Here is a 23,749-nt window from a genome sequence, read left to right on the forward strand (position 1 = left end):
CGCCCCCGGGTGGCGGCCGCGTGCCATCATCCCGCCATGGACACCTCCCTGGTGGGGCGTGACGCGGTCGCCGACCGGGCGTGGCGGGCGCTGGGCGCGGGAGCGCCGGTGCTCGTGGAAGGCCGCAGCGGCATCGGCAAGACAGCCCTCTGGCGGGCCCTCGTCGCCCGGGCCGAGCGGGCCGGCTGGGCGACGCTGACCTGCGCCCCGACCGAGGCCGAGGCGGCGCTGCCGTTCGCCGCGCTGGCCGACCTGCTCCGGCCGCTGGCCGCCGCGGTGCCGGCCCTGCCCCCGCCGCAGCGCGCCGCCGCCGAGATGGTGCTGCTGGCCGCGTCCGGCGACGAGCTGGTCGACGAACGGGCGGTCGGCGCGGCGACCCGGGCCCTGATCGAGGCCGCGCTCGGCGCGGGGCCCCCGGTGCTGCTCGCCGTCGACGACGCGCCCTGGCTCGACGCGCCGAGCGAGCGGGCGTTGCGGTTCGCGCTGCGCCGGCTCGCGCCCCGGCCGGTCGTGCTGGTCGCCCGGCGCACGGACGGTCCAGGGCCCGCCGCCGCGCCCCTCGGCCTCGACGACGACCGGCCGGGCGGCGCGCCGGTGACCCGCGTCGCCCTGCCCCCGCTGGATGCCGGCTCCCTGCACCACATCGTCCGGGCCCGGCTGGACGGCGCGGTCAGCCGCCCGCTGTTCGCCCGGATCGTCCGCGATGCCGGCGGCAACCCGCTGCTGGCCATCGAGATGGCCCGGGCGGTGCTGCGCCTGCCCCGCCCGCCGGGGCCCGGCGAGGACCTGCCGGTGCCGTCGTCGCTGCGGCAGCTGCTCGCCGACGCGCTGCGGGCGCTGCCCGCCCGCACCCGGGACGCGGTGCGGCTGGCGGCGCTGCTGACCGTGCCCACCCTGCCGGACCTCGCCGCGGCCGGGGTGCCGGCGGAGGCGTGGGACGCCGCGGAGGAGGCCGGCCTGCTGCGCGTCGCCCCGGACCGGGTCGGCTTCGTCCATCCCAGCTATGCCGCGGCCGTCCGGGGCGGCATCCCGCCCGGGGTCCGCCGACGGCTGCACCGGGCGCTGGCCGACGTGGTGTCGGACCCCGACGAACGCGCCCGGCAGCTCGCCCGGTGCGCCGTCGGGCCGGACGGCGCGGTCGCCGCCGAGCTGGCCGCCGCCGCCGAGCGCCAGCACGCCCGGGGCGCCCCCGCCGTCGCCGCCGACCTGTTCGAGCGGGCCGCGCAGCTCACGCCCGCCGGCCAGGCCGACGCCCGGGACCGGCGTCGTCTGGCCGCGGTGCGCTGCCGCATCGACAGCGGCGACCACGCGGCGGCCGGCGCGGCGGCCGACGCCGTGACCGGGCAGCTCACCGGGCAGGCGCGGGCGGAGGCGCTGCTGCTGCGCGCGTTGGTCGCGTGGTTCGCCGACGACCTCGCCACCGCCGTGTCCACGGGCGAGCGCGCGCTGGCCGCCGCCGACGGCGGCCCCCTCGCGGGGCGGATCCACGCCCACCTCACCCTGTTCCACGACGGGCCCGGGGCCGCCCGGCGGCACGCCGAGGCCGCCATCGCCCTGCTCGGCGCGGACGAGGACCGGCCCCTGCTGACCGCGTCGCTGCTGCTGCTGTTCTTCCACGAGGTGCGCGCGGGGCGGCCCGCCCGCACCGGGCTGCTCGACCGGGCGCTGGAACTGGAGGCCGGCGAGCCGTCGTGGCTGGCCGGCACGATCCCGGCGATCTGGTGGAAGGCCACCGACGACCACGCCCGGGCGCGCGAACGGCTGCACGACATGCGCGCCCGGGCGGCGGCGCGGGGCGACGAGCCGTGGCAGCACGAGCTGCTCACCCACCTCGGCGAGGCGGAGCTGCTGGCCGGCCGGTTCGCCGCGGCCGAGGCGCACGTCGCCGCCGCCCGGGAGCTGGGCGAGCAGCTCGGCAGCGCGCTGGTCGGGGAGACCTGGCTGGCGGGGACGCTGGCCGCGTACCGGGGGCGGCTGGCCGAGGCCGCCGGGGTCGCGGAGGCGGGACTGCGCCGGGCCCGGGAGGTCGACGACGCCTGGAGCCGGCGCATCCACCTGCAACTGGCCGGGTTCGTGGCGCTGTGCGCCGGCCGGCCCGCCGAGGCCGCCGCCGCGTACGGCGAGCTGGCGGGGGCGCTGGCCGGCTCCGGGATCGCCGAGCCGGTCGCGTTGCGCTTCGAGCCGGACTGGATCGAGGCGTGCGTCGGCTGCGGTGACCTCGACACGGCGGGCCGGGCCCTGGCCCGCCTCGCCGAGCGGCACGGCAGGCTGCCCCGGCCGTGGACCACCCTCGGGCTGGCCCGCAGCCGGGTGCTGGTCGACGGCGCCGCAGGCGTCGACACGTCACCGGCCCTCGCCGCGCTGCACGCCGCGCGGGCGGCCGTACCGGCGGACGTGCTGCCGCTGGACCGTGCCCGCTGCCTGCTGGTCGCCGGCCGGGCGCTGCGGCGGGCCCGGCGTCGCCGGGAGGCCCGCGCGGCGCTGGAGGCGGCCGAGGCGGAGTTCGGCGCGCTCGACGCCGCCGCGTTCGCCGCCGCCGCGCGCTCTGAGCTGGACCGGATCGGCCGGCGGACGGCCGCGCCGACCACGCTCACCGCCACCGAGGAGCGGGTGGCCCGACTGGCCGCGCAGGGGCGCACCAACCGGGTCATCGCCGACACGCTGTTCATCAGCCCGAAGACCGTCGAGGCCAACCTCGCCCGGGCCTACCGCAAGCTCGGCATCTCCACCCGCGCCGAGCTGGGCGCGGTGCTGGGGCGGCCGGCGTCCGCCTGACCGGCGGGGCCGGCCGTCGGCGACCGGCGGCACGGCGGTCCGCCGGCCGGCGGGGCGGACCGCACGGCCGGTGCCGGGGGCGGCGCGCAGGGGGCAGAATGTCGCCGTGCCCTCCGACCTGCTGGCGATGATCGCCGCCGAACGCCGCCGCATTGCCGACCTGCTCGACTCGCTGACCCCCGCCCAGCTCGACACCCCCAGCCTGTGCGGGGCCTGGACCGTGCGGGAGGTCGCCGGCCACCTGGTGTCGCCGCTGGTGGTCAGCCCGTGGCGGATCCTGCCGCTCGTGCTGCGCTCCGGTTTCAATCTGCACGCGGCGAACGCGCGCCTGGCCAGCCAGGTGGCCCGCCGGCCGGCGGCCGAGCTGGCCGCGGCGCTGCGGACCCACGCGGAGCACCCGTTCCGGCCGCCCGTGGTCGGGTTCTTCGGGCAGCTCACCGACGTGCAGGTGCACGGGCAGGACATCCGCCGCCCGCTGGGCCTGCCCGCCGACCTGGACCCGCTGCGGCTGCGCACGTCGCTGGACTTCCTGACCGGCGGCCGGGCCGTCGGCTTCGTCGACCGCCGCCGGGTCGCCGGGCTGCGGTTCGAGGCCACCGACCTGGGCTGGGCGGCGGGCGAGGGCCCGGTGGTCCGGGGCGCCGGCGAGGCGCTGCTGCTCACGCTGACCGGCCGGCGGGTGGCCCTGCCCGAGCTCGACGGCGACGGCGTCGCGGTGCTGACCGGGCGCTGGCCCGGCTGACCGGGCGCTGGCCCGGCGGCCCGGCACCCGTCTGGTCCGTTTTGCTCGAACCCAGCAGGGTACGACCCGGATGCCCGTTCATCACCGCATCCCGGAGGTACCCGTCCAGATGAGTGCTCGCAAGCCCGCCAAGGCGGTCAAGGACGTCGTCGAGGCCGCCGCGGGGAAGGTCGCCGACGTCCTGACCCCCGACGCCCCCGGCGCGCCCGGCAGCGCCCCGCCCCCCGTGGCGGAACCGACGACGCCGCACGGTCCGCTGCCACCGAAGGGGGAACAGGGCGCCCCCGGGACCCGCAGCCCGACCGGTGCGCCGACCGGCGCGCCGACGGCCGCGAACGGCCAGCAGGGCACCTACCTGACGACGTCGCAGGGGGCGCGGCTGCGCGACACGGACCACTCGCTCAAGGCCGGGCCGCGCGGCCCGATCCTGCTCCAGGACCACCACCTCCGCGAGAAGATCACGCACTTCGACCACGAGCGCATCCCCGAGCGCGTCGTGCACGCCCGGGGCACGGGCGCGCACGGCGTGTTCGTCGGCTACGGCACCGCCGAGCCGATCACGCGGGCGGGCTTCCTCGCCAAGGGCCGCGAGACCGAGGTCTTCGTGCGGTTCTCCACCGTGCTCGGCTCGCGCGGCTCGGCCGACACGGTCCGCGACACCCGGGGCTTCGCGACGAAGTTCTACACCGACGAGGGCACCTTCGACCTCGTCGCCAACAACATGCCGGTCTTCTTCATCCAGGACGCGATCAAGTTCCCCGACATCATCCACGCCGGCAAGCCGCACCCCGACCGGGAGATCCCGCAGGCGCAGAGCGCGCACGACACGTTCTGGGACTTCGTCTCCCTGCACACCGAGGCGCAGCACCACACGATGTGGAACATGTCCGACCGGGGGATCCCGCGCTCGTACCGGATGATGGAGGGCTTCGGCGTGCACACCTTCCGGCTGGTCAACGCCGCCGGGGAGACCGTGCTGGTCAAGTTCCACTGGAAGCCGCAGCTCGGCGTGCACTCCCTGACCTGGGAGGAGGCGCAGCTGCTCGGCGGCGTGGACCCGGACTTCCACCGCCGGGACCTCTACGACGCGATCGAGGCGGGGGCGTACCCCGAGTGGGAGCTCGGCGTGCAGGTCCTGCCCGACACGCCGGAGGAGACGTTCGCCGGGATCGACCTGCTCGACCCGACGAAGATCGTGCCGGAGGAGCTCGCGCCGGTGCAGCCGATCGGGCGGCTCACCCTCAACCGGACGCCGACGAACTTCTTCGCCGAGACCGAGCAGGTCGCGTTCCACGTCGGCCACCTGCCGCCGGGCATCGACGTCACCAACGACCCGCTGTTGCAGGGCCGGCTCTTCTCGTACGTCGACACGCAGCTCACCCGCCTCGGCGGGCCGAACTTCTCCCAGCTCCCGGTGAACCGACCGCACGCCCCGGTCAACGACATGCTCCGCGACGGCTTCCACCAGCAGGCGGTGCACGCGGGGGTCGCGCCGTACCGGCCGAACTCCCTCGACGGCGGCAACCCGTTCCCGGCCGGCGACGCCGAGGGCGCGTTCGTCGACGTGCCGGTGACGGTGGCGCAGGCGCCGAAGGTGCGCGCGAACCCGGCCTCGTTCGACGACCACTTCAGCCAGGTACGCCTGTTCTGGCTGAGCATGTCGGCGGTGGAGCAGGAGCACATCGTCCGCGCCTACACCTTCGAGCTGGGCAAGTGCTACCACCAGGCGATCCGGGAACGTCAGCTCGCCTGCCTGGCGAACGTCGACCCGGTGCTGTGTGCGCAGGTGGCCGCCGGGCTGGGCCTGCCCGCGCCGGAGCCGACCGTGCCGTTGGCCGACGTCGCGCCCAGCCCCACGCTGTCGCAGGTCGGCCGCGAGTGGCCGGCGGACGGTCGTACGGTCGGGATCGTCGTCGACCCCGACGCCGGTGTCGACGGGGTCGGCCAGGTGCAGCGGGCCGTCTTCGCGGCGGGCATGGTGCCGCTGCTGATCGCCCCGCACGGCGGGACGGTGGGTGGGCTGCCGGTGCAGTGGACCTTCGCCACCGGCCGGTCGGTCGAGTTCGACGCGCTGCTGGTGGCCGGGGCGCCCGCGCCCGCGCCGGACGCGCTGCCGGCGCGCGACGCGAAGGCGGGCGCGCCGGGCCCGGCGGCGGTCGACCCGCGCGTGCTGCTGCTGGTGCAGGAGTGCTGGCGGCACGCCAAGGCGATCGGCGCATGGGGCCCGGGCGTCGCCGTGCTGGAGTCGGCGGGGGTGGTCGGCACCCCGGGGGTGGTCGCGGGCGACTCCGGCGACGACGCGCTCGCGGCCGTGCAGCGGCTGCTGGCCGCGCACCGGGTGTGGGAGCGGTTCCCGGCGTCGCTGGCCTGACCGGGCCGCCCCGGCCAGGTGCCGTCCCGGCCAGGGGCCGCCCCCGCCGGTGGCCGCCCCCGGCTCTGCCGGACGGGCGGCCCCCGGTCGGGCGGGCGGCGGGCGGCGGGACGTGCCGGTCAGGAGGTGCCGGACAGGGCGGCGACGAGCCCGAAGCCGCCGCAGCACAGCACACCGAGCACGGCGAGCGTGACGAGCATGATGCTGTAGTTGGACCACATGCCGAAGCGCGTGACGTCGGTGCCGTGCCCGTCGTGGACCCGGTTGCGCCAGCCGCCGAAGCGGAACGACAGGTGGTGCGCGGCCCCGGGCTGGGCGACGAGCGCGGTGGTGATGACGGGGATTCCGATGAAGTCGGTGTACCGCACGTCGTGCGGCCCCGCCGGGACGGCCACGTGCCAGGTGCCCTCGCCGGGGATCGGCACCGTCCGGCCGTCGATCTTGAACTTGCTGGTGGCCGGGGCGGGGACGAGGTAGGGCCCCCGGTTGACCGACACGACCAGTACGGCGTGGCCCGGGGGCGGCGGGATCGGTTGCGGGTAGGCGGTCAGCGGCGCGACCGCGCCGGGGCCCGGCGGGTACGGCGAATGAGGAGGATAGGACACGGCGACATCCTGGCACGGCCGCGCACCCGGGCCGGACCGCCGGGGCGGTGGCGGTCGTCGCCGGCGGGCGGTGTGACCGTCGCCGCACTGCTTGACTCCACCCCGACGGCCGTAGCAGCATCACGAGGCGAGACGCTGTCTCGAATTGTGGTGACTGTCGGGGAAGGGTCGATCGTGCGCCGCTGGCTGTCCCGGATCCCGCTCGACCCGTACATCCTGGCCCTGCTGGCCACCCTCGTGCTGGCCACCGTGCTGCCCGCCCGGGGTCGGTTCGCCGACGGCGCGTCCGTGGCGACCACCCTCGCCATCGGGCTGCTCTTCTTCCTCTACGGCGCCCGCATCTCGCCCGGCGAGGCGTGGGCCGGCGCGCGGCACTGGCGGCTGCACGCCCTGGTGCTGTCGAGCACGTTCGTGCTGTTCCCGCTGCTCGGGCTGGCCGCCCGGGTGTTGCAGCCCGCGGTGCTGACCCCGGAGCTCTACCAGGGGCTGCTGTTCCTGTGCGTGGTGCCCTCCACCGTCCAGTCGTCGATCGCGTTCACCTCGATGGCCGGCGGCAACGTGCCGGCCGCCATCTTCAGCGCCTCCTTCTCCAACGTGGCCGGCGTGCTGCTCACCCCCGTCCTGGCCGGCGTGGTGCTGGCCGGCAGCGGCGCGGTGAGCTTCTCGGCGGGGTCGATCCTGGAGATCGTCGCCCAGCTCCTGCTGCCGTTCGCCGCCGGCCAGGCCCTGCGGCCCTGGCTCGGCGGCTGGATGGGCCGGCACAAGCGGGTGCTCACCCTCGTCGACCGGGGGTCGATCCTGCTGGTCGTCTACACCGCGTTCAGCGCCGGGGTGGTCGCCGGGGTCTGGCAGCGCACCTCGCCGGGCCGGCTGCTGGCGCTGCTCGGGGTGCTGGCGGCGCTGTTGCTGCTGGTCCTGCTCGCCACCGCCGGGGCGGCGCGGCTGTTCGGCTTCGCCCGCCCCGACCGGATCACCGCCATCTTCTGCGGGTCGAAGAAGAGCATGGCGACCGGGCTGCCGATGGCGGCGGTGCTGTTCAGCCCACAGACCGTCGGCCTGGTGCTGCTGCCGCTGATGCTGTTCCACCAGCTCCAGCTGCTGGTCTGCGCCGAGCTGGCCCGGCGCTGGGCGGCCGGCGGGTCCGCCATCCGGGAGGACGCTCGGTGATCCCTTCCGCTCGGATGGGTGATGTGCCATCTTCGATGGATGCGGGTCGGTAGTCACGCTGGCGCACGGGAGCGGGGCCGTGCGGGAGGGCGGGGGGCGGTAGCCCGGTGCCGCTGACCGACGAGCAGCGGCCGGCCGTGCGCCGCGCCCGACCGCGCACCGGGCTGAGCGTCGGCCTGCTGACCGTCGCCCTGCTGGCCCTGTTCGGGGGCGTCGCGTACGCCGCGCTGCTGCACGTCCAGCAGGCCAAGATCCGCCACGAGCTCGACTGGGCGGTGCTGCACGGCCGCCCGGCCGACCCGTCCGGCTGCACCTGGATCTTCGGCGGCGCGAGCGACACGGGGCACGCCGGGGCGCCCCCGGCCGGCTTCCCGAGGCACGACGCGATCCACGCCGTGGCCCGCACCGGGCGGCCGCAGGTCAGCCAGGTGGCCCGCAACGGCACCGTCTACCACGTGCGGACGCAGCTACGCGGCGACGAGGTCGTCCAGGTGGTCTTCGACGCCCGCTTCCAGCTCGCCGAGCGGCGCTACCTGCTGTGGGGGATGTCGCTCGCGGCGGCGGCGGTGCTGGTCGCGGCGACCGTGACCGACCTGCGGTTGCGCCGCGCGGCGGTGCTGCCGCTGGCCGAGGCGCTCGACCGGCAGCGCCGCTTCGTCGCCGACGCCAGCCACGAGCTGCGCGCCCCGATCACCCGGGTGCACACGGCGGCGCAGTTGCTGGCGCGGCGCGCGGCGCGCTCCGGCCACGACGCGGACCGGGCGGACCTGGACCGGCTGCTGGACACCACCCGGCGGCTGGGGGAGATCGTCGACGAGCTGCTGCTGTCGGCCCGGCTGGCCGACACGACGTCGGTGGCCCGGCCGCCGGCCACGGTCGACCTCGCCGCGCTCGTGGCCGAGGCGGTGGAGGCCGACGCGCCGCGCGCCGCCGAGCACGGGGTGACGCTCACCGTGGCCGGCGCGGACGCCCCGGTGCCGGTGCAGGGCGTCGGGCCCGCGCTGCGCCGGGTGGTGGCGGAGCTGCTGGCCAACGCCCTGAACCACACCCCGACCGGCGGCCGCGTGGAGGTGCGGCTGCGCCCGGCGGCCCCGGACCACGTCGAGCTGGTGGTCACCGACTCCGGCCGGGGGTTCGACCCCCGGCACGCCGACCGGATCTTCGACCGGTTCCACCGGGGCCCCGGCTCCGGGGACCGCCGCGTCGGGCTCGGGCTGGCCCTGATCCGCGAGGTGGTCACCGCGCACGGCGGCACGATCAGCGCCGCCGGCCGGCCGGGGGCCGGGGCCGCGTTCACCGTACGGCTGCCGCTGCGCGGCGGGGCGCGGCCCGGCGCGGTGTCGTCGGACGGCGACGCCCCCGGTTCCCGGTGGCCCTTCTGCTGGTGGGCAGGTCGGGACCGGGCGGGCCGGGAGCGCGAGTTGACCGGGTCCTGACCGGGTCCCGACCGGCGGAGAATTCCGCGGGTCAACCTTCTCAGCATTCGGTGGGACCATAAACAAATGGACGACCCGCCGGCCCCGGCGCACGGCCCGCTGCTCCTCGTCGAGGACGACGCGGAGCTCGCCGACATGCTGGTCGAGCTGTTCAGCGGGGACGGCTACCGCATCGACCTGGCCCGGGACGGGCAGCGGGGCCTGCACCTGGCCCTGCGCGGCCGGTACCAGGTGATCATGCTCGACCGGCGGCTGCCCGCCATCGACGGCGTCGACCTGCTCATCCGGCTGCGGCGCTGCGCGGTCGCCGCCCGGGTGCTCATGCTCAGCGCCCTCGCCGAACCCACCGAGCGGATCCGGGGCCTGGACGCCGGGGCCGACGACTACCTGCCGAAGCCCTTCGAGGTGGCGGAGCTGATGGCCCGGGTCCGGGCGCTGACCCGCCGCCGCTTCGACGGGGCGGAGCTGATCCCCATCGGTGCCGGGCAGCTCGACCTGGCCCAACGCGGGGTGCGGCTGCCCGACGGCCGGGAGGTGACGCTCAGCCGGCGGGAGTTCGAGCTGATCCGGCTGCTCGCCACCCAGCCCCGCATGGTGCACAGCCGCAGCCAGCTGCGCGGGCGGGTCTTCGGCGCCGACCGCACCGAGGCGGTCGTCGACACGTACGTGCACTACCTGCGGCGCAAGCTCGGCGACGGGGTGGTCCGCACCGTGCACGGGCTCGGCTACCAGATCGGCGCGCTCTGAGCCGGCCGCCCGGGACCGGCGCGGTCCCGGGCGGCGGCCCGTCCCTCAGGAGTCCCAGATCGCCCCGTACGCGGGGACGCCGCGTTCCTCCATGCCCCGCACCACCTGCCAGGTCAGCGGGCGGTTCGAGATGCAGATGACCGCCTCGGCATCGAACTGGCGGTACGCCTGCCAGGCCAGCCGCAGCATGTCGGGCTTGCCGTCGCGGGCGGTGTCCCACAGCAGCGCGTCGGGCTGGTGGGCGAGGATCTCGTCGACCAGCGCGTCGCCGAAGGTCTCCCGGTGCCGGCGGGCCACCCAGACGAGCCGGGCCGGCACCTGCTCGGCCAGCAGGTGCGGCAGCACCGGGCCGATGCCGCTGCCGGTGGCCACGTAGACCACCCGCCGGAACAGGGTCTCGACGTTGGCCACCCCGGCGGTGCTGATCCCCTTCACCCAGACCCGCTGCGGCGCGTCGTCGATGAACCGGCCGGTCCAGTCGCCGGCCCGGGAGACGGTCAGCCGGAAGCCGCTGCGCCCCGGCGCCGGCACGTTGGCGAAGGAGTGCCACTCCCACAGCGGGCGGCGGCTGATCGCGGTGGACGAGCCGGGGAACGGGGTCACCCCGTGGTCGAAATGGACCAGCGCCACGTGCGACGAGGGGCGCTCGACCACGACCGGCACCCGGCGCAGCCGCAGCCAGGGCAGGGCGATGCTGGCGGTCAGCCCGGCGAGCGCCCAGCCCTGCGGCGAGGCGGCGAGGGCGACCGGGCCGCCGGCCAGGAGTCCGGCCTGCGCCCACAGCAGCAGCAGCGCCGCCCAGCCGCCGAGGCGGTGGGTGCGTTCGAACAGGTCGTGCCGGCGGGACCGCACCGGCGGCAGGGCGGTGCCGACGACCGCCAGCAGCAGGCCGGCGGTGGCGTAGCCGGTGACCAGGGCACCCGCCCCGCCCGGCCCGCGCCCACCGGCGGCGGTCAGCGCGCCGAGCTGCCCGAGATACCAGGCGGTGCCGGCCAGCGCCCCGCCGACGTGCAGGCCGCCGAAGTGGTAGACCTTGCCCAGCGTCGCGCGGATCCGCAGGGGCCACCGGGTCGGCGCGCGGGTGGCCAGCCAGAACAGCAGGTTGATCACGTACTGCTGGCGCACCAGGACCGCCAGCGCGACGTTGGCCAGCGCGGCGGCCCCCAGGGCCTCGGCCGCGCCGGGCCCGCGCCACCAGCCGGCGGCCAGGCCGTGCGCCAGCAGCCCGGCGTTGGCCGCGAGCACCGCCGCGACGAGGCGGTGGTGGTGCATGAACCGGGGGTGGGCGAGGACCCGGCGCAGCGTCGACACCGGGGGCGGCGGCCCGTCGCCGGGCGGGGCCGCCGCGTCGGTACGCGGGGGAGCGGGCGGGGCCGGCTGCGGCCGGACGGGGGTGGTGGTCACGCCGCCGCCTCCTCGATGTGCGCCCACTGCCAGCGTAGGTCGAGGGCGAGCCGGCGCAACGCGTCCCGGTCGACCTTGCCCCGGCCCGTCATCGGCAGCTCCGGCAGCGGGTGCACGGCCGCCGGCACGCAGTAGTAGGGAAGCGCGGCGGCCACCGCGTCCCGGCACCGCTGCGGGTCCAGCCCGGCCGGGGCGACGAAGGAGACCAGGTCGCGGTCGGTCAGCTTGAGCGTGACCGCCGCCCGGCAGCCCGGCACCGCCTCCAGCACCGCGGAGACCGCGTCCAGCTCGACCCGGAAGCCGCGGACCTTCACCTGGTCGTCGGTGCGGCCCAGGTGCTCCAGTTCCCCGTCGGCGGTCCAGCGGCCCCGGTCGCGGGTGCGGAACATCAGCCGGCCGCCGCCGAGGAACGGGTCCGGGGCGTACCGCTCGGCGTTGAGCGCGTCGTTGTCGAGGTAGCCGGCGGAGACGCAGCCGCCGCCGGCCCACATCTCGCCGGCCTCGCCGATGCGGCACGGCCGCCCGTCGGCGTCGAGGACGTAGACGGTGTTGTTGGGCGTCGGCCGGCCGATGGTGAGCGGCCCGCCGGGCCGGTGCCGGTGCATGGTGTTGACGATGGTGGTCTCGGTCGGCCCGCAGCAGTTGTAGAAGGCGCGGCCGGCGGCCCACCGGTCGGCCAGCGGGCGCGGGCAGGGCTCGCCCGCCACGGCGACCGTCCGCACCCCGGCGCACCGGTCCGGGTCGATGCGCCCGAGCACGGACGGGGTGGCGACCACCACGTCGGCGCGGGCGGCGGTGGCGGTGAGGTCGCGGTCGCGCACGAGCAGGGTGCCGCCGTTGGCGAGGCAGCCGAGGATCTCCCAGGCGGCCATGTCGAAGGCGACGTTGAGCAGTTGGGCCACCCGCCGGCCCGGCCCGATCCCCAGGTTCCCCGGGGCGGTGAGCAGGAGGTTGGCGACGTTGCCGTGGGTGACGGTGACCCCGTTCGGCGTGCCGGTGGTGCCGGAGGTGAACAGGACGTAGCAGCCGTCGTCAGCGGTCACCGGGCGGTCGGTGCCGGGGGCGCTCAGGTGCCGGCCGGGCGGCAGCGGCTGCGCCGTCAGCTCGTCGACGGCGAGCCGCGGCACGCCGGGCAGCGCCGGCACCGCGTCCAGGGCTCCGGCCGTGGTCAGCACCACCCGGCACCGGGCGGTCGTCACGACCTGCCGCAGCTGCCGGTGCGGGGTGATCCGGACGTCCTGCGGGACGTAGGCCGCCCCGGCCTTCAGCGTCGCCAGGATCCCCACCAGCATCGGCAGCGAGCGGCTGGCGAAGACGCCCACGGCGTCCCCGGCCCGGACGCCGAGGTCGGCGAGCCGGGCCGCGAGCCGGTTGGCCTGACGGTCCAGCTCGCGGTAGCTGATCGCCACGCCGAGGTGCTCGGCCGCGACGGCGTCGGGCGTGGCGGCGGCCCAGCGTTCGAACGCGTGGTGGATGCGCAGGTCGGGCACGGTCGCCTCGGGTCCCTGGCCGAACCGGTGGAACAGCCGGCGCTCGCGCGGTGGCAGGTGGTCCAGCAGGGGCCCTCGCCAGCCGTCCGGCCCGGCGGCGAGGGCGCGGACCGGGCGGGGCGTCGCGCCGGGGATCGTGTCGGACTCTCGTACGGGCATGGGTCGCTCCTCGTCTGACCGGCCGCCCTGCGCGGCGATCAGAATCGATGCTGGCCAATGCATTTGGGAAATGTCTTAGATTCCGGGGAGGTGCCCTCGGGCCGCTTGTCGGATTGCGAGACGCCGTCTCTCTTGACGTTGCGCTGGGGCTGCCCTAGCCTGAGGCGACACCGTCAGCCGCAGGAGACGCCATGATCCGAGTTCCGCAAGGCGCTGGATTGTTGGTGCGCGGTTACGAGGAGCCGCTGCGGGTACACCCGCCGCGAGAGGGCATGCGCCCCGGGACCGCCGCCGGGGATCCGCAGACCCCCTTCTGACGGGCCGCCCCGCCGCCGTGGACCGGCGGCGAGGCCGCCCCTGCCGTCGATCGCCCGGCCCGTGGCACCGCCCGCGCCGGGGCACCGACCCGTACCCGTCAGAAACCGACCCTCGGAGCGCATCATCATGACCACCGCAATCGACCTCGCCCCCATCTCCGGCCCGTCCGCCTGGCGCGGCGACGAGCTGCGCACCTCGACCGAGTGGGTGTACAAGCTCAGCGACACCGAGCTCGACGAGCTGGAGAACGTCGGCCGCCGCTTCGTCGCCGACAACCCCGACCTGCGCACCGTGACCGCCGCCGACTACCCGCTGCCGGCCTGCGCCGGCCTCAACGAGGAGTGCGCCCGGCAGCTCGACTCCGGGCGCGGCTTCATCCTCGTCCGCGGGCTGCGCACGGAGGCGTACGGCGACACCCTCGCCGGTGCCATCTTCTACCTGATGGGGCTGCACCTCGGCGTGCCGATGGGGCAGAACCAGATGGGCGACGTGCTCGACCACGTCATCGCCACCTCCAACAAGACCCTCGACGACCCGTCGGCGCTGCCCTCGCGGGTGCGGGACCGGCTGCCGTTCCACTCCGACAGCTCCGACGTCGTCGCGCTGATGTGCCTGCGCGCCGCCAAGGCCGGCGGGGCGAGCAGCCTGGTCAGCGGCACCACCATCTACAACGAGATCCTGCGCCGCCGGCCGGACCTCGCGCCGCTGCTGTTCGAGCCGTGGCACTGGGACTGGCACCGGCAGGACCCGGACGCCCCGGCCCGCACCTACACCTCGCCCATCTGCAGCTACGTCGACGGCGTCTTCAGCACGTACGCCGGCAGCTCGATGATCTTCTCCGCGCAGGACTACCCGGAGGTGCCCCGGCTCACCGAGGCGCAGATCGAGCTGCTGCACCTCTACGACGAGGTGTCCCAGGCCCCCGGCCTGGCCCTGGACATGGACTTCCAGCCCGGGGACGTGCAGTGGCTGCTCAACTACGCCGCCCTGCACTCGCGCACCGGCTACGTCGACTTCCCCGAGCCGGAGCGCCGCCGCCACCTGCTGCGGCTGTGGCTCAAGCGCGACGTCGGCCGGCCGCTGGTCACCGGCTTCGGCAAGCACGTGGTGAGCGAGCGCGGCAGCGAGATCGCGCCGGGCGGCCGGTTCCGCATCGCCGAGGCGGTCGAGCCCAACTTCGAGTGGGGCAACTGACCCACCGGCCCCTCGTCAGGACGGCCCGCAGCGCCCCAGAGTCGTGGCGCGGCGGGCCGTCCGCGTCGGCACCGGCCTGCTGCGCCCCGATCTGCCGGCGTCCCGTGACGGAGAGCAACATGCGGGCGCGGGGGCAGCGCCCCTTCGCCGCCCTTTGCTCTGCACCCACATACGCAACAGATCACGATGAGCAACCGGCCATTCCGCCGCTACGGCATCCATTGCGGGCTATGAGACCTGATGTTTGGGGGGTGTTGCGCCTATGGGTGCAGAGCAAAGGATGGGAGCGGCGTGTGGTGGGGGCCCGACAAGATTGCGGACGGTGAAGTTGCCGGGACCGTGAATAGCCTCCAGGGCCGTCGCCTTACGTGAGCAATGTGCGGCGGCCAACGGCGGGCGGCGGTGACCCCGGTGGTGCTACCGGGGTCACCGCCGCCCTGGCATCTACAGGTCCAGCACGAGCCGCTCGGAGCAGCTGCGGCCCACGCAGATCATCATGCTGCGTCCGGCCGCGCGCTCGGCCTCGGTGAGCAGCGAGTCGCGGTGCTCCGGCGTGCCGGCCAGCACCCGCGTCTCGCACGCGCCGCAGTAGCCCTTCTCGCAGTCGTACGTCAGGCCGGGCACCGTCTCGCGCAGCACGTCGATCATCCGGCGGTCCCTCGGCACCCGCACGGTCGCCCCGGTGCGGGCCAGGTGCACCTCGAACTCGGTGTTGGCCGCCGGGTCGAAGGCGACCTCCAGGTCGTCGCCGGCGGTGAACCGCTCGACGTGCAGCTGCCCCGACCGGCCCGCCTCGGCGCAGGTCCGCTCCAGCGCGCCGATCATCGCGGTGGGCCCGCAGCAGTAGATGGCGGTGTCCGGCCCGGCGGACGCCACGAGCGCCGCCAGGTCGGGCAGGCCGGCCTCGTCCTGCGGCAGCAGGGTGGCCCGGTCCCCGGCCAGCGCCACCACCTCGTCGGCGAAGGCCATCGAGGCGCGGGTGCGCCCGCCGTAGACCAGCCGGAACGGCACGCCCCGGCGGTCGGCCTCGCGGGCCATCGCCAGGATCGGGGTGATGCCGATGCCGCCGGCGAGGAACAGGTAGCCGGGGGCGTCGACGAGCGGGAAGTGGTTGCGCGGGCCGCGCACCGACAGGGTCGCCCCGGCGCGGGCCACCTCGTGCAGCTCCACCGAGCCGCCCCGGCCGCCCGCCTCGCGCAGGGCCGCGATGCGGTAGTGGCGGGCGTCGTCGGGGTCGCCGCACAGCGAGTACTGCCGGACCCGGCCCGACGGCAGCCGCACCTCCAGGTGCGCCCCGGGCGCCCAGGGCGGCAGCGGCGCGCCGGTGGCGTCGGCGAGGCGTACCTCCAGCACGTCGTCGGCGGCGAGGGCCGCGACCTCCACGCGCAGGTCCCGGTCGACGGCCGGGCCGGCGGCCGGGCGCGCGCCCGGCGCGTCGGCGGCGCGGGGGCCGGGGGTGAACACGGCGGGCACGGCGTCCCAGCCGGTCTGGTTGCCCCGGGTCGGGTAGGTGACCAGGCCCTCCTCGACGACCCGGTAGTCGGGCAGCCGGGTGAGCACCTGCGTGATCATCTCGCGGAACATGAGGCGGGCCAGGTGCGCGCCGGCGCAGCGGTGGCTGCCGATGCCGAAGCTGAGGTGCCGGGTGGCGTCGCGGTCGAGCCGGATCTGCTCGGGCTCGGGGAAGACCGCCGGGTCGTGGTTGGCGGCGACCCAGGGGATCAGCACCCGCTCGCCGGCCGTGACCGGGCAGCCGCCCACCTCGGCGTCGGCGCGGGCGGTGCGGGCCATCGACTGCGACGGGGCGAACGCCCGCAGGAACTCCTCGGTGGCGTTGTGCAGCAGGTCGGGGGAGTCGATCAGCCGCTGCCGGTCCTCGGGGTGGCGGCTCAGGTGCACCAGCGTGGACCCGGTCAGCGAGGTGGTGGTGTCGACCCCGCCGGCGATCAGCAGCCCGATGACGGAGACCAGTTCGTCGGCGTCGAACAGCTCGCCGTCGGGGCGGCGCTGGGTGGCCAGGTAGCTCACGGCGTCGCCGGTGGGCTCCGCGCGGCGCTCGACGATCAGCTCGCGGATGCGCTGGTCGAGGTACGCCAGGCCGGCGGCCCCGCGCGCGGCGCGTTCGCTGCCGGGCAGCGCGGCGAAGATGTCGTGGATGGGGCCGGCGAGCTTGGCCCAGTCGGCCTCCGGGAAGCCCAGCCAGTCGAGGGTGACGGCGGCCGGCAGCGGGTTGGTCAGGTCACGGACGAAGTCGACCGAGCCCTCCGTGACGAACGAGTCGATCACGCGGGTGGTGTGCCGGGCGATCATCGGGGCCAGCTTCGCCACCGCGTCCTGGGTGAGCAGCGGGTTGATCAGGTCCCGGTACTCCGTGGCGGCCGGCGGGTCCAGCTCGATCGGGTACTGCTCCAGGCCGGGGCCCCGGGGGATGACGATGGCGGTGCCGTCGCCCCCGGCGACGGACCGGGCGGAGGAGAAGGTGTCGTCGTCGCGGGCGATGCGGACCACGTCGGCGTACCGGGTGGTGTAGACGAAGCCGCCGTGCGCGGTGGTGCGCCCGACCGGGCAGGTCTGCCGGTACGCCTCGTAGTAGCCCACGGGGTCGGCGTTGCACTCGGCCGAGTGGTGGTCGAAGGGGGTGGCCGGTGCGGTCAGCGGTTGTTCGGTCATGGGGACGAGCTCCACGGGTGTGGGACGCTGCGCGGTGTTGCCCAGCCGCGCCACTGGGGTGTCGGACGACGAGCGTAGCTCGCTCGCATCACGAGACGGTGTCACGAATCGAGGTTCAGAAGGTCAGGACCGCCTTGCCGACCTCGCCGGCGCGTACCGCCGCCACCGCCTCGTTGATCTGCTCGAACGGGAAGTAGGTGATCAGCCGGTCCACCGGGAAGCGGCCGGCGGTGTGCAGGTCGATCAGCTTCGGCAGGAAGACCTGCGGCAGGCTGTTGCCGCCGATGATGCCGGTGACGGTGCGGCCGTTGAGGATGCTGCGCCAGTCGAAGCTCATCCGCTCGCTCGGCCCGACGCCGATGACGCCGCAGCGGCCCAGCGGGCCGAGGACCTCCACCGCCGTGCGCAGCACGTCCTCCCGGCCGGTGGTGTCGATCGCGACGTCGAAGCCGTGCGGGGCGATCGCCGCCAGCAGCTCGCGCGGGTCCCCGGCGGCCGAGTGCACCCCGTGGGTCGCGCCGAGCAGCCGCGCGGTGTCCAGCTTGCCGGCGTTGACGTCCACGGCGGCCACCACGGCGCAGCCGGCCGCGCGGGCGGCCAGGATCGCCGCGACGCCGACCGCGCCCGCGCCGAAGACGACCAGCGACGACCCGACCTCCGGGCGCAGCACGTTGAGCACCGCGCCGGCGCCGGTGCCGAAGCCGCAGCCGAACGGGCCGACGACCCGCAGGTCGATCTCCTTGGCGACGGGCACCACGGCGCGGGCCGGTGCGACCACGTGGCTGGCGAACGACGACTGGCCGAGGAAGTGGCCGTTGACGGGCGCGCCGTCGCGGGACAGCGCCGAGCTGCCGTCCGGCCGCCGCCCGGTGAAGTTCACGGCGTCGAAGCGGCGGCAGTACGCCGGGTTTCCGCCGAGGCAGAGCGGGCACTCGCCGCAGGAGGCGAAGCTCATGGCCACGTGGTCCCCGACGGCGACGCCGGTGACCCGCGCGCCCACCTGCTCCACCACGCCGCTGCCCTCGTGGCCGAGGACCGCCGGGGTGGGGAAGAAGGTGGAGAACTCCAGGTCCGTGCCGCAGACGCCGACGCTGTCCACCCGCACCAGCACCTCGTCCGGCCCCGGCTCGGCGAGGTCGAGCTGCTGGAGGGTGAACGGCGCTCCCGCCTTCTCCAGCACCGCCGCAGTGATCCGCACACGCCCTCCCAGTCAACTCACAAAGCGAGACTGCATCTTGACATGTGAAACATGAAGGGTCAAGGATTCCCTCATGGCTGACCTGGACATTCCCCCCGCCCGCCAGCTCATCGACGGCGCCTGGGTCGTCGCCGCCGACCAGGGCGAGCTGCCGGTGCTCGATCCCGCGACCCGCGAGCCCATCCAGCCGGTGGCGCGGGCCCGGGCGGCCGACGTCGACGCGGCCGTCGCGGCGGCCCGCCGGGCCTTCCCCGCCTGGGCGGCAACCTCGCCCACCGAGCGCGGGGCGATCCTGCGCCGCTGGGCCGACCTGATCCTCGCCCACGTCGACGACCTCGCCGACCACGAGGCCCGCGACGTGGGCAAGCCCCGCTCCGGCGGGCGTCTCAACATGTACATCGCGCACGGCATCGTCGACTACTTCGCCGGCGCGGCCGACAAGCTCACCGGCGTGACCCTGCCCACCCGCACGCCGGACTACTTCGGCTACACCCGCCCCGAGCCGTACGGGGTGTGCGCCGTGATCATCCCGTGGAACGTGCCCGCCGTGCTCACCGCGGCCAACGTCGCCCCGGCCCTCGCCGCCGGCAACACCGTCGTGCTCAAGCCCTCCGAGGTCGCGCCCCTGGCCCCGTTCGCCCTGGCCGAGCTGGCCCGCCGGGCCGGCCTGCCGCCGGGCGTGCTCAACGTCGTCACCGGCCTCGGCCCCGAGGCGGGCACCGCGCTCACCGGGCACCGCGACGTGGACCACATCAGCTTCGTCGGGTCCACGGTGACCGGCCGCGCCGTCATGCGGGCCGCCGCCGAGAACCTCGTCCCCGTGAAGCTGGAGCTGGGCGGCAAGTCCCCGAACGTCGTCTTCGCCGACGCCGACCTGGACGTGGCGATCCCGGCGATCGTCACCTCGATCACCGAGAACGCGGGGCAGAACTGCTACGCCGGGTCCCGGCTGCTGGTCGAGGAGTCGATCCGCGCCGAGGTGGTGGAGCGGGTCGCCGCCGGCATGGCGGCCGTGCGCACCGGCGCATGGGACCAGGACCTGGACATGGGGCCGCTGGTCAGCCAGGCCCAGTACGACCGGGTGCGCGGCTTCCTGGCCGAGGCCCCGGCCGCCGGGGCCCGGCTGGTCACCGGCGGCGAGTCGGCCGGCGCGCGGTACGGCGACGGCTGGTTCGTCGCGCCGACCGTCTTCGACGGGGTCGACCCCGGCATGCGGCTGGCCCGCGAGGAGATCTTCGGCCCGGTGCTGGCCGTGCAGGGCTTCCGCGGCGTCGACGAGGCCGTCGCGCTGGTCAACGGCACCGACTTCGGGCTGCTGACCTGCATCTGGACCAGCGACGTGTCCCGGGCGCTGCGGGTCGCCGCCGACGCGCGCAGCGGCCAGGTGGCGGTCAACCAGTTCCACGACGCCGGGGTGATCGGCTTCCCGTTCAACATGCAGAAGGAGAGCGGGTTCAGCCGGGGCGGCGGCTACGCCGCGCTGCGCGAGTACACCCAGGAGAAGGCCGTGGCGGTCCGGCTGCTCGATCGCCCATCGGCGTGACGCGGCCGAACGAGCTTCCGGCGGCCCGGGCGCGGCTCAGCGTCGCGACCGGGCCGCCGCCGGCCGCGTTCGCCCAGGCCCTCGCCGAGCTGGCCTTCGGCGGGGCCGGCTGGCCCGGCCTGCTGGCCGCGCTCGCGCAGCGCGTCGGCGCGGCCTGCCGGCTGGTCTCCGAGGCCGGGGAGCTGCTGGCCGCCAGCGACGGCGGGGCCGGCGACGCCCGCGACGCCGACCCCGGCGACGTGCGCCGGGCGCTGACCGGCTCCCGGGCCGGTGGCGGGCCGGTGGCGGGCGTGGTCGCGGGCCGGGTCCGCTGCGCCGACGGGTGGACCGGCCGCGCCGTGCCGGTCGGCGCGGGGCAGCGGCGGCTCGGCGCGCTGCTGGTGGCCGAGCCGGTCACCGCCGGGCAGCTCGACCTGGCCCGGGCCGCGACCACCGCGCTGCTGATCGACGCCGTACGCCGCGAATCGCCCCCTCCGCCCGCCCTCGCCGACGCCGCGGCCGTGCTGCGGGCGCTGCGCGCCGGCGTCCGCCCGCCCGGGGCCGGCGAGCCGCCCGGTCCCGGCGACGTCGCCGGCCCGCGCGGGTTCACCGAGGCCGACCTGCTGCGGGCCGGCGCGGCCCACGGCTGGCGGCTGGACCTGCCGCACGCGGTCGCCGGGATCGGCTACACCGGGGCCCAGCCGCGGCGCTGGGCGTCGGCGCTGAGCTGGCTGGACCGGCCTGTGCTCGCCGAGGGGCGGCGGGCCTGGACCCTGCTGCACGGCGACGACGTCGAGCGCGAGGCGACCCGGCTGCGGGCCCGGCTGGACCAGATCGTCGGCGCGGGGCAGGTGCGGGTGGCCAGCGGCGCGCTGGTCAGCGGGGCCGCCCGGACGGCGGTGTCGTTCCGCGACGCCGACCGCCTGCTGCGCCTGCTGCTGCGGCAGCCGGACGCGCCGCCGGAGCTGCCCTTCGGCCGGGCCGGGCTGCACCAGGTCCTGCTGGCCGTGCCCGACGAGCGGCTGCGCTGGTTCGTCCAGCGGCACCTGGGGCCGATCACGCACCGCGACGACCTGCTGCGCACCCTGGACTGCTGGCTGGCCACCGGGGGCAGCCGGCAGGCCGTCAGCGAACGCCTGCACCTGCACCGCAACTCGGTGGGCTACCGGGTGGGGCTGATCAAGCGGCTGCTCGGGGTCGACCCGCTCGCCCCCGACACGGCGACGGTGCTGCGCACCGCGCTCGCCGCGCGGGAGCTGCTGGCCGCGTCCGACCTGGGCTGACCTGCCGATCGATGCCCGGTGAACGGGGCGGCGGGGACGTAAGGGCACGGCTTGGTTTCGCTGGCGTTCCTGTTTCGGTCAAGCCGTTGACATGCCGACGCACCGCAGGCAGAGTACGTCGCTAAGCAACGCGAATCACAATGCAAGACGCCATATTGATTGGCAGAGCGCCGGAGGGGTCCTGTGCGAGCGATGGTCCAGACGGGGTTCGGTGGCCCGGAGGTGGTGCGACTGCGCCACCTGCCCGACCCCGAGCCCGGCCCGACCGAGGCCGTGATCCGGGTGCACGCCGCCGCGCTCAACCACCTCGACCTGCTCCAGCGCAAGGGCCCGGGCCGGCTACCCGGCTTCCGCCTGCCCCACGTCGCCGGCATGGACGTCGCCGGCCAGGTCGTCGCCGTCGGTTCCGACGTCACTACGGTACGCCCCGGCGACCGGGTGCTCGTGGACCCGACCGTCGGCTGCGGCGCCTGCCCGGCCTGCGCCGGCGGCCAGCCCGGCTACTGTCCCCGGCTCGCGGTCGTCGGCGGCAACCGCCCCGGCGGCTTCGCCGAGTACGTCGCCGTCCCCGCCGCCGTCGTGCACCCGGTGCCCGCGCACGTCGACCTCGCCGACGCCGCCGCGCTGCCCACCGCCTGGAGCCTCGCCTGGCACGCCGTGCACCGCGTCGGGGCCGTCCGCCCGGGGGAGTGGGTGCTGGTGCAGGCCGGCGCGAGCGCCGTCAGCATCGCCGCCATCCAGCTCGCCCGCCGGGCCGGCGCGCGGGTGCTCGCCGTGGCCCGCACCGAGGCCAAGCGGGCCGTCGCCGCCGACCTCGGCGCCGACGTGCTCGACCTCGACGAGCGGACCGTCGCCGAGGTGCGCGAGCGCACCGGCGGCCACGGCGTCGACCTCGTCGTCGACCACGTCGGCACCGCCACCTGGCCGGTCTCCCTGGCCAGCCTGCGCACCGGCGGCCGGCTGGTGCTGCTCGGCAACACCAGCGGCGACCAGGTGACCTTCTCCCTGGCCGACGTCTACCACCGGGGGCTGCGGCTGCTCGGCGCGGGCGCGTACGCACCAGCCGACTTCGCCGCCATGCTCGACGCCTTCTACACCGGTGGGCTGCGGGTGGTGCGGGCCACCGAGTACCCGCTGGCCGACCTGCCCGAGGCGTACGCCCGGCAGGAGTCCCGCGACCTCGTCGGCAAGATCCTGGTGCGGCCGTGACCGGCGGCCCGCCGGTGCCCCCGGCCGCCCCCCGCCCCGCCGACCTGCTGATCGTCGACGCCGAGGTCGTCACCATGGCCCCCGGCCGCGAGGTGGTCACCGGCGGCGCGATCGCGGTCGTCGCCGGCCGGATCGCCGCACTCGGCCCCGCCGACGCGCTGCGCGCCGCCTACCCGGGCAGCCCGGAGCTCGACGCCGCCGGCTGCGTGGTCGTGCCCGGCCTGGTCAACGCGCACCAGCACACCACCGCCGACCCCCTCGTGCGCAGCAGCATCCCCGACGACGTCCCCGCCCAGCAGGCCATCTACGACTGGATCGTGCCGCTGCACGCCGCCGTCACCGGCGACGACGACGAGCTGTCGGCCACCCTCACCGCCGTCGAGGCGCTCAGCTACGGCGTCACCACGCTGCTGGAGCCCGGCACCGTGGCCCACCCGCTGCGGGTCGCCCGGGGGCTGCGCGCCGCCGGCATCCGCGCCCGCGTCGGCGGCTGGGGCTGGGACACCCCCGGCGCGCCCTACGCGCTGCCCGCCGCCGAGGCCCTCGCCGCCCAGGCCGACACGGTCGCCGCGCTCGCCGGCGACGACCTCGTCACCGGCTGGATCACCCTGCTCGGGCACGACCTGGTCAGCGACGAGCTGTTCACCGGCGCCGCCGCGCTCGCCGAGCGCCTCGACGTGCCGATGACCTGGCACATCTCGCCCGGCCCGGACGACGTCGCCGCGTACGCGGCCGCCGGCCGCGCCCGGCCCGTGCTGCACCTGCGCGACCTCGGCGTGCTCGGCCCCCGGCTGCTGCTCGGCCACGCCGTCTGGCTCGACGACGCCGAGCTCGCCGCGCTCGTCGACTCCGGCACCGCCGTCGCCGCCTGCCCCGGCGCGTACCTGCGCCTCGGGCAGGGCGTCAGCCGTGCCGGCCGGCACACCGAGCTGCGCCGCGCCGGCGGCCGGCTCGCGCTGGGCTGCGACTCGCACAACGCCGGGGACACCCCCGACGTGTGGCGCGCCGCCCGGCTCTTCGCCGGCCTGGAGCGGGACCGGGGCACGCCCGACCCGCTGCGCGCCGACGAGGTGTTCGCCCTGGCCACCGTCGACGGCGCGGACGCCGTCGGGCTGGGGCGGACGACCGGCTCGATCGAGGTCGGCAAGGCCGCCGACCTGGTCGTGCTGGACACCCGGACCATCTCCTGGGCCCCGCGCGGCGACCTGGCCACCCAGCTCGTCTGGGGCGCGGCCGGGCACACCGTCCGCGACGTCCTGGTCGACGGTCGGCTGGTGGTCCGCGACCGGCGGGTCACCACCGTCGACGTCGACGCCCTGCGCGAGGAGGCCACCGCACGCCGGGCCGCCCTGCTGCGCCGGGCCGGCATCGACATCCCCCATCGCTGGCCGACCGTGCCCGCGACCGAACACTGCGCGCGCCCGGCCCAGCCGGCCGCCGCAGCGCCCCCACTGTGAAA

16 protein-coding genes are annotated in these 23,749 nt (G+C 76.3%); 11 read left to right on the forward strand and 5 right to left on the reverse strand.

The window, feature by feature from the left end; all coding sequences use genetic code 11:
- The first annotated feature begins 36 nt into the window (after positions 1–36).
- The 3 genes from O7628_RS25475 (at position 37) to O7628_RS25485 (ending at position 5,888) form a co-directional block, all read left to right on the forward strand.
- Positions 37–2,775 (forward strand): AAA family ATPase, encoded by a 2,739-nt coding sequence (locus O7628_RS25475; RefSeq protein ID WP_278134346.1) that lies wholly within the window; start codon positions 37–39, stop codon positions 2,773–2,775.
- Positions 2,776–2,881: 106 nt separating this feature from the next.
- Positions 2,882–3,517 (forward strand): maleylpyruvate isomerase family mycothiol-dependent enzyme, encoded by a 636-nt coding sequence (locus O7628_RS25480; RefSeq protein ID WP_278134348.1) that lies wholly within the window; start codon positions 2,882–2,884, stop codon positions 3,515–3,517.
- 109 nt (positions 3,518–3,626) lie between these two features.
- Positions 3,627–5,888 (forward strand): catalase, encoded by a 2,262-nt coding sequence (locus O7628_RS25485; RefSeq protein ID WP_278134349.1) that lies wholly within the window; start codon positions 3,627–3,629, stop codon positions 5,886–5,888.
- 119 nt (positions 5,889–6,007) lie between these two features.
- On the opposite strand, the gene O7628_RS25490 is transcribed toward O7628_RS25485, so the two are convergent.
- Positions 6,008–6,493, reverse strand: coding sequence for a hypothetical protein (locus tag O7628_RS25490; RefSeq protein WP_178064444.1), 486 nt, complete (start codon positions 6,491–6,493; stop codon positions 6,008–6,010).
- 150 nt (positions 6,494–6,643) lie between these two features.
- On the opposite strand from O7628_RS25490, the gene O7628_RS25495 reads away from it, so the two are divergent.
- From O7628_RS25495 to O7628_RS25505, 3 genes are all read left to right on the forward strand, one after another.
- Entirely contained in the window at positions 6,644–7,660 is a 1,017-nt protein-coding gene (locus O7628_RS25495) for a bile acid:sodium symporter family protein (protein WP_278134352.1), read from the forward strand.
- Positions 7,661–7,767: 107 nt separating this feature from the next.
- Positions 7,768–9,096 (forward strand): HAMP domain-containing sensor histidine kinase, encoded by a 1,329-nt coding sequence (locus O7628_RS25500; RefSeq protein ID WP_278134354.1) that lies wholly within the window; start codon positions 7,768–7,770, stop codon positions 9,094–9,096.
- A gap of 66 nt (positions 9,097–9,162) precedes the next feature.
- A complete protein-coding gene (locus tag O7628_RS25505) occupies positions 9,163–9,843 on the forward strand; it encodes a response regulator transcription factor (protein WP_141724004.1) in 681 nt (226 codons plus the stop codon).
- Positions 9,844–9,888: 45 nt separating this feature from the next.
- Here the strand turns inward: O7628_RS25505 and O7628_RS25510 are convergent, their stop codons facing one another.
- Both O7628_RS25510 and O7628_RS25515 read right to left on the reverse strand, forming a co-directional pair.
- Positions 9,889–11,154 (reverse strand): hypothetical protein, encoded by a 1,266-nt coding sequence (locus O7628_RS25510; RefSeq protein ID WP_278136402.1) that lies wholly within the window; start codon positions 11,152–11,154, stop codon positions 9,889–9,891.
- 89 nt (positions 11,155–11,243) lie between these two features.
- Positions 11,244–12,896: an amino acid adenylation domain-containing protein gene (locus O7628_RS25515; protein ID WP_278134357.1), complete on the reverse strand. Its 1,653-nt coding sequence runs from the start codon at positions 12,894–12,896 to the stop codon at positions 11,244–11,246.
- A gap of 444 nt (positions 12,897–13,340) precedes the next feature.
- Between O7628_RS25515 and O7628_RS25520 the strand changes: the two genes are divergently transcribed.
- A complete protein-coding gene (locus O7628_RS25520; RefSeq protein ID WP_278134358.1) occupies positions 13,341–14,408 on the forward strand; it encodes a TauD/TfdA family dioxygenase in 1,068 nt (355 codons plus the stop codon).
- 444 nt (positions 14,409–14,852) lie between these two features.
- Here the strand turns inward: O7628_RS25520 and O7628_RS25525 are convergent, their stop codons facing one another.
- Both O7628_RS25525 and O7628_RS25530 read right to left on the reverse strand, forming a co-directional pair.
- Entirely contained in the window at positions 14,853–17,078 is a 2,226-nt protein-coding gene (locus O7628_RS25525) for a cytochrome P450 (protein ID WP_278134360.1), read from the reverse strand.
- A 115-nt stretch (positions 17,079–17,193) separates the two neighbouring features.
- A complete protein-coding gene (locus O7628_RS25530; protein WP_178064451.1) occupies positions 17,194–18,276 on the reverse strand; it encodes an NAD(P)-dependent alcohol dehydrogenase in 1,083 nt (360 codons plus the stop codon).
- Between the two features lie 73 nt (positions 18,277–18,349).
- Here O7628_RS25530 and O7628_RS25535 point away from each other — a divergent pair, with 73 nt between their 5' ends.
- From O7628_RS25535 to O7628_RS25550, 4 genes are all read left to right on the forward strand, one after another.
- On the forward strand, positions 18,350–19,819 hold the full coding sequence (locus tag O7628_RS25535) for an aldehyde dehydrogenase family protein (RefSeq protein ID WP_278134362.1): 1,470 nt from the start codon (positions 18,350–18,352) through the stop codon (positions 19,817–19,819).
- Positions 19,816–21,081 (forward strand): helix-turn-helix domain-containing protein, encoded by a 1,266-nt coding sequence (locus O7628_RS25540; protein WP_278134364.1) that lies wholly within the window; start codon positions 19,816–19,818, stop codon positions 21,079–21,081. Before O7628_RS25535 ends, O7628_RS25540 begins: the two co-directional genes overlap by 4 nt.
- A gap of 192 nt (positions 21,082–21,273) precedes the next feature.
- Positions 21,274–22,290 carry an alcohol dehydrogenase catalytic domain-containing protein gene (locus O7628_RS25545; protein WP_278134366.1) on the forward strand — a complete coding sequence of 339 codons (1,017 nt, stop codon included), beginning with the start codon at positions 21,274–21,276 and terminating at the stop codon, positions 22,288–22,290.
- On the forward strand, positions 22,287–23,747 hold the full coding sequence (locus O7628_RS25550; RefSeq protein ID WP_278134368.1) for an amidohydrolase family protein: 1,461 nt from the start codon (positions 22,287–22,289) through the stop codon (positions 23,745–23,747). The genes O7628_RS25545 and O7628_RS25550 overlap by 4 nt, the downstream gene beginning before the upstream one ends.
- The last annotated feature ends 2 nt before the right edge of the window (positions 23,748–23,749 follow it).

This window comes from Micromonospora sp. WMMD956, from assembly GCF_029626125.1.
Taxonomy (GTDB): Bacteria; Actinomycetota; Actinomycetes; order Mycobacteriales; family Micromonosporaceae; genus Micromonospora; species Micromonospora carbonacea.

Coding starts and splice junctions, on each gene's coding strand:
- O7628_RS25475 (WP_278134346.1), top strand. CDS start 37: ATGGACACCTCCCTGGTGGGGCGTGACGCGGTCGCCGACCGGGCGTGG.
- O7628_RS25535 (WP_278134362.1), top strand. CDS start 18,350: ATGGCTGACCTGGACATTCCCCCCGCCCGCCAGCTCATCGACGGCGCC.
- O7628_RS25525 (WP_278134360.1), bottom strand. CDS start 17,078: ATGACCGAACAACCGCTGACCGCACCGGCCACCCCCTTCGACCACCAC.
- O7628_RS25485 (WP_278134349.1), top strand. CDS start 3,627: ATGAGTGCTCGCAAGCCCGCCAAGGCGGTCAAGGACGTCGTCGAGGCC.
- O7628_RS25520 (WP_278134358.1), top strand. CDS start 13,341: ATGACCACCGCAATCGACCTCGCCCCCATCTCCGGCCCGTCCGCCTGG.
- O7628_RS25505 (WP_141724004.1), top strand. CDS start 9,163: ATGGACGACCCGCCGGCCCCGGCGCACGGCCCGCTGCTCCTCGTCGAG.
- O7628_RS25515 (WP_278134357.1), bottom strand. CDS start 12,896: ATGCCCGTACGAGAGTCCGACACGATCCCCGGCGCGACGCCCCGCCCG.
- O7628_RS25545 (WP_278134366.1), top strand. CDS start 21,274: ATGGTCCAGACGGGGTTCGGTGGCCCGGAGGTGGTGCGACTGCGCCAC.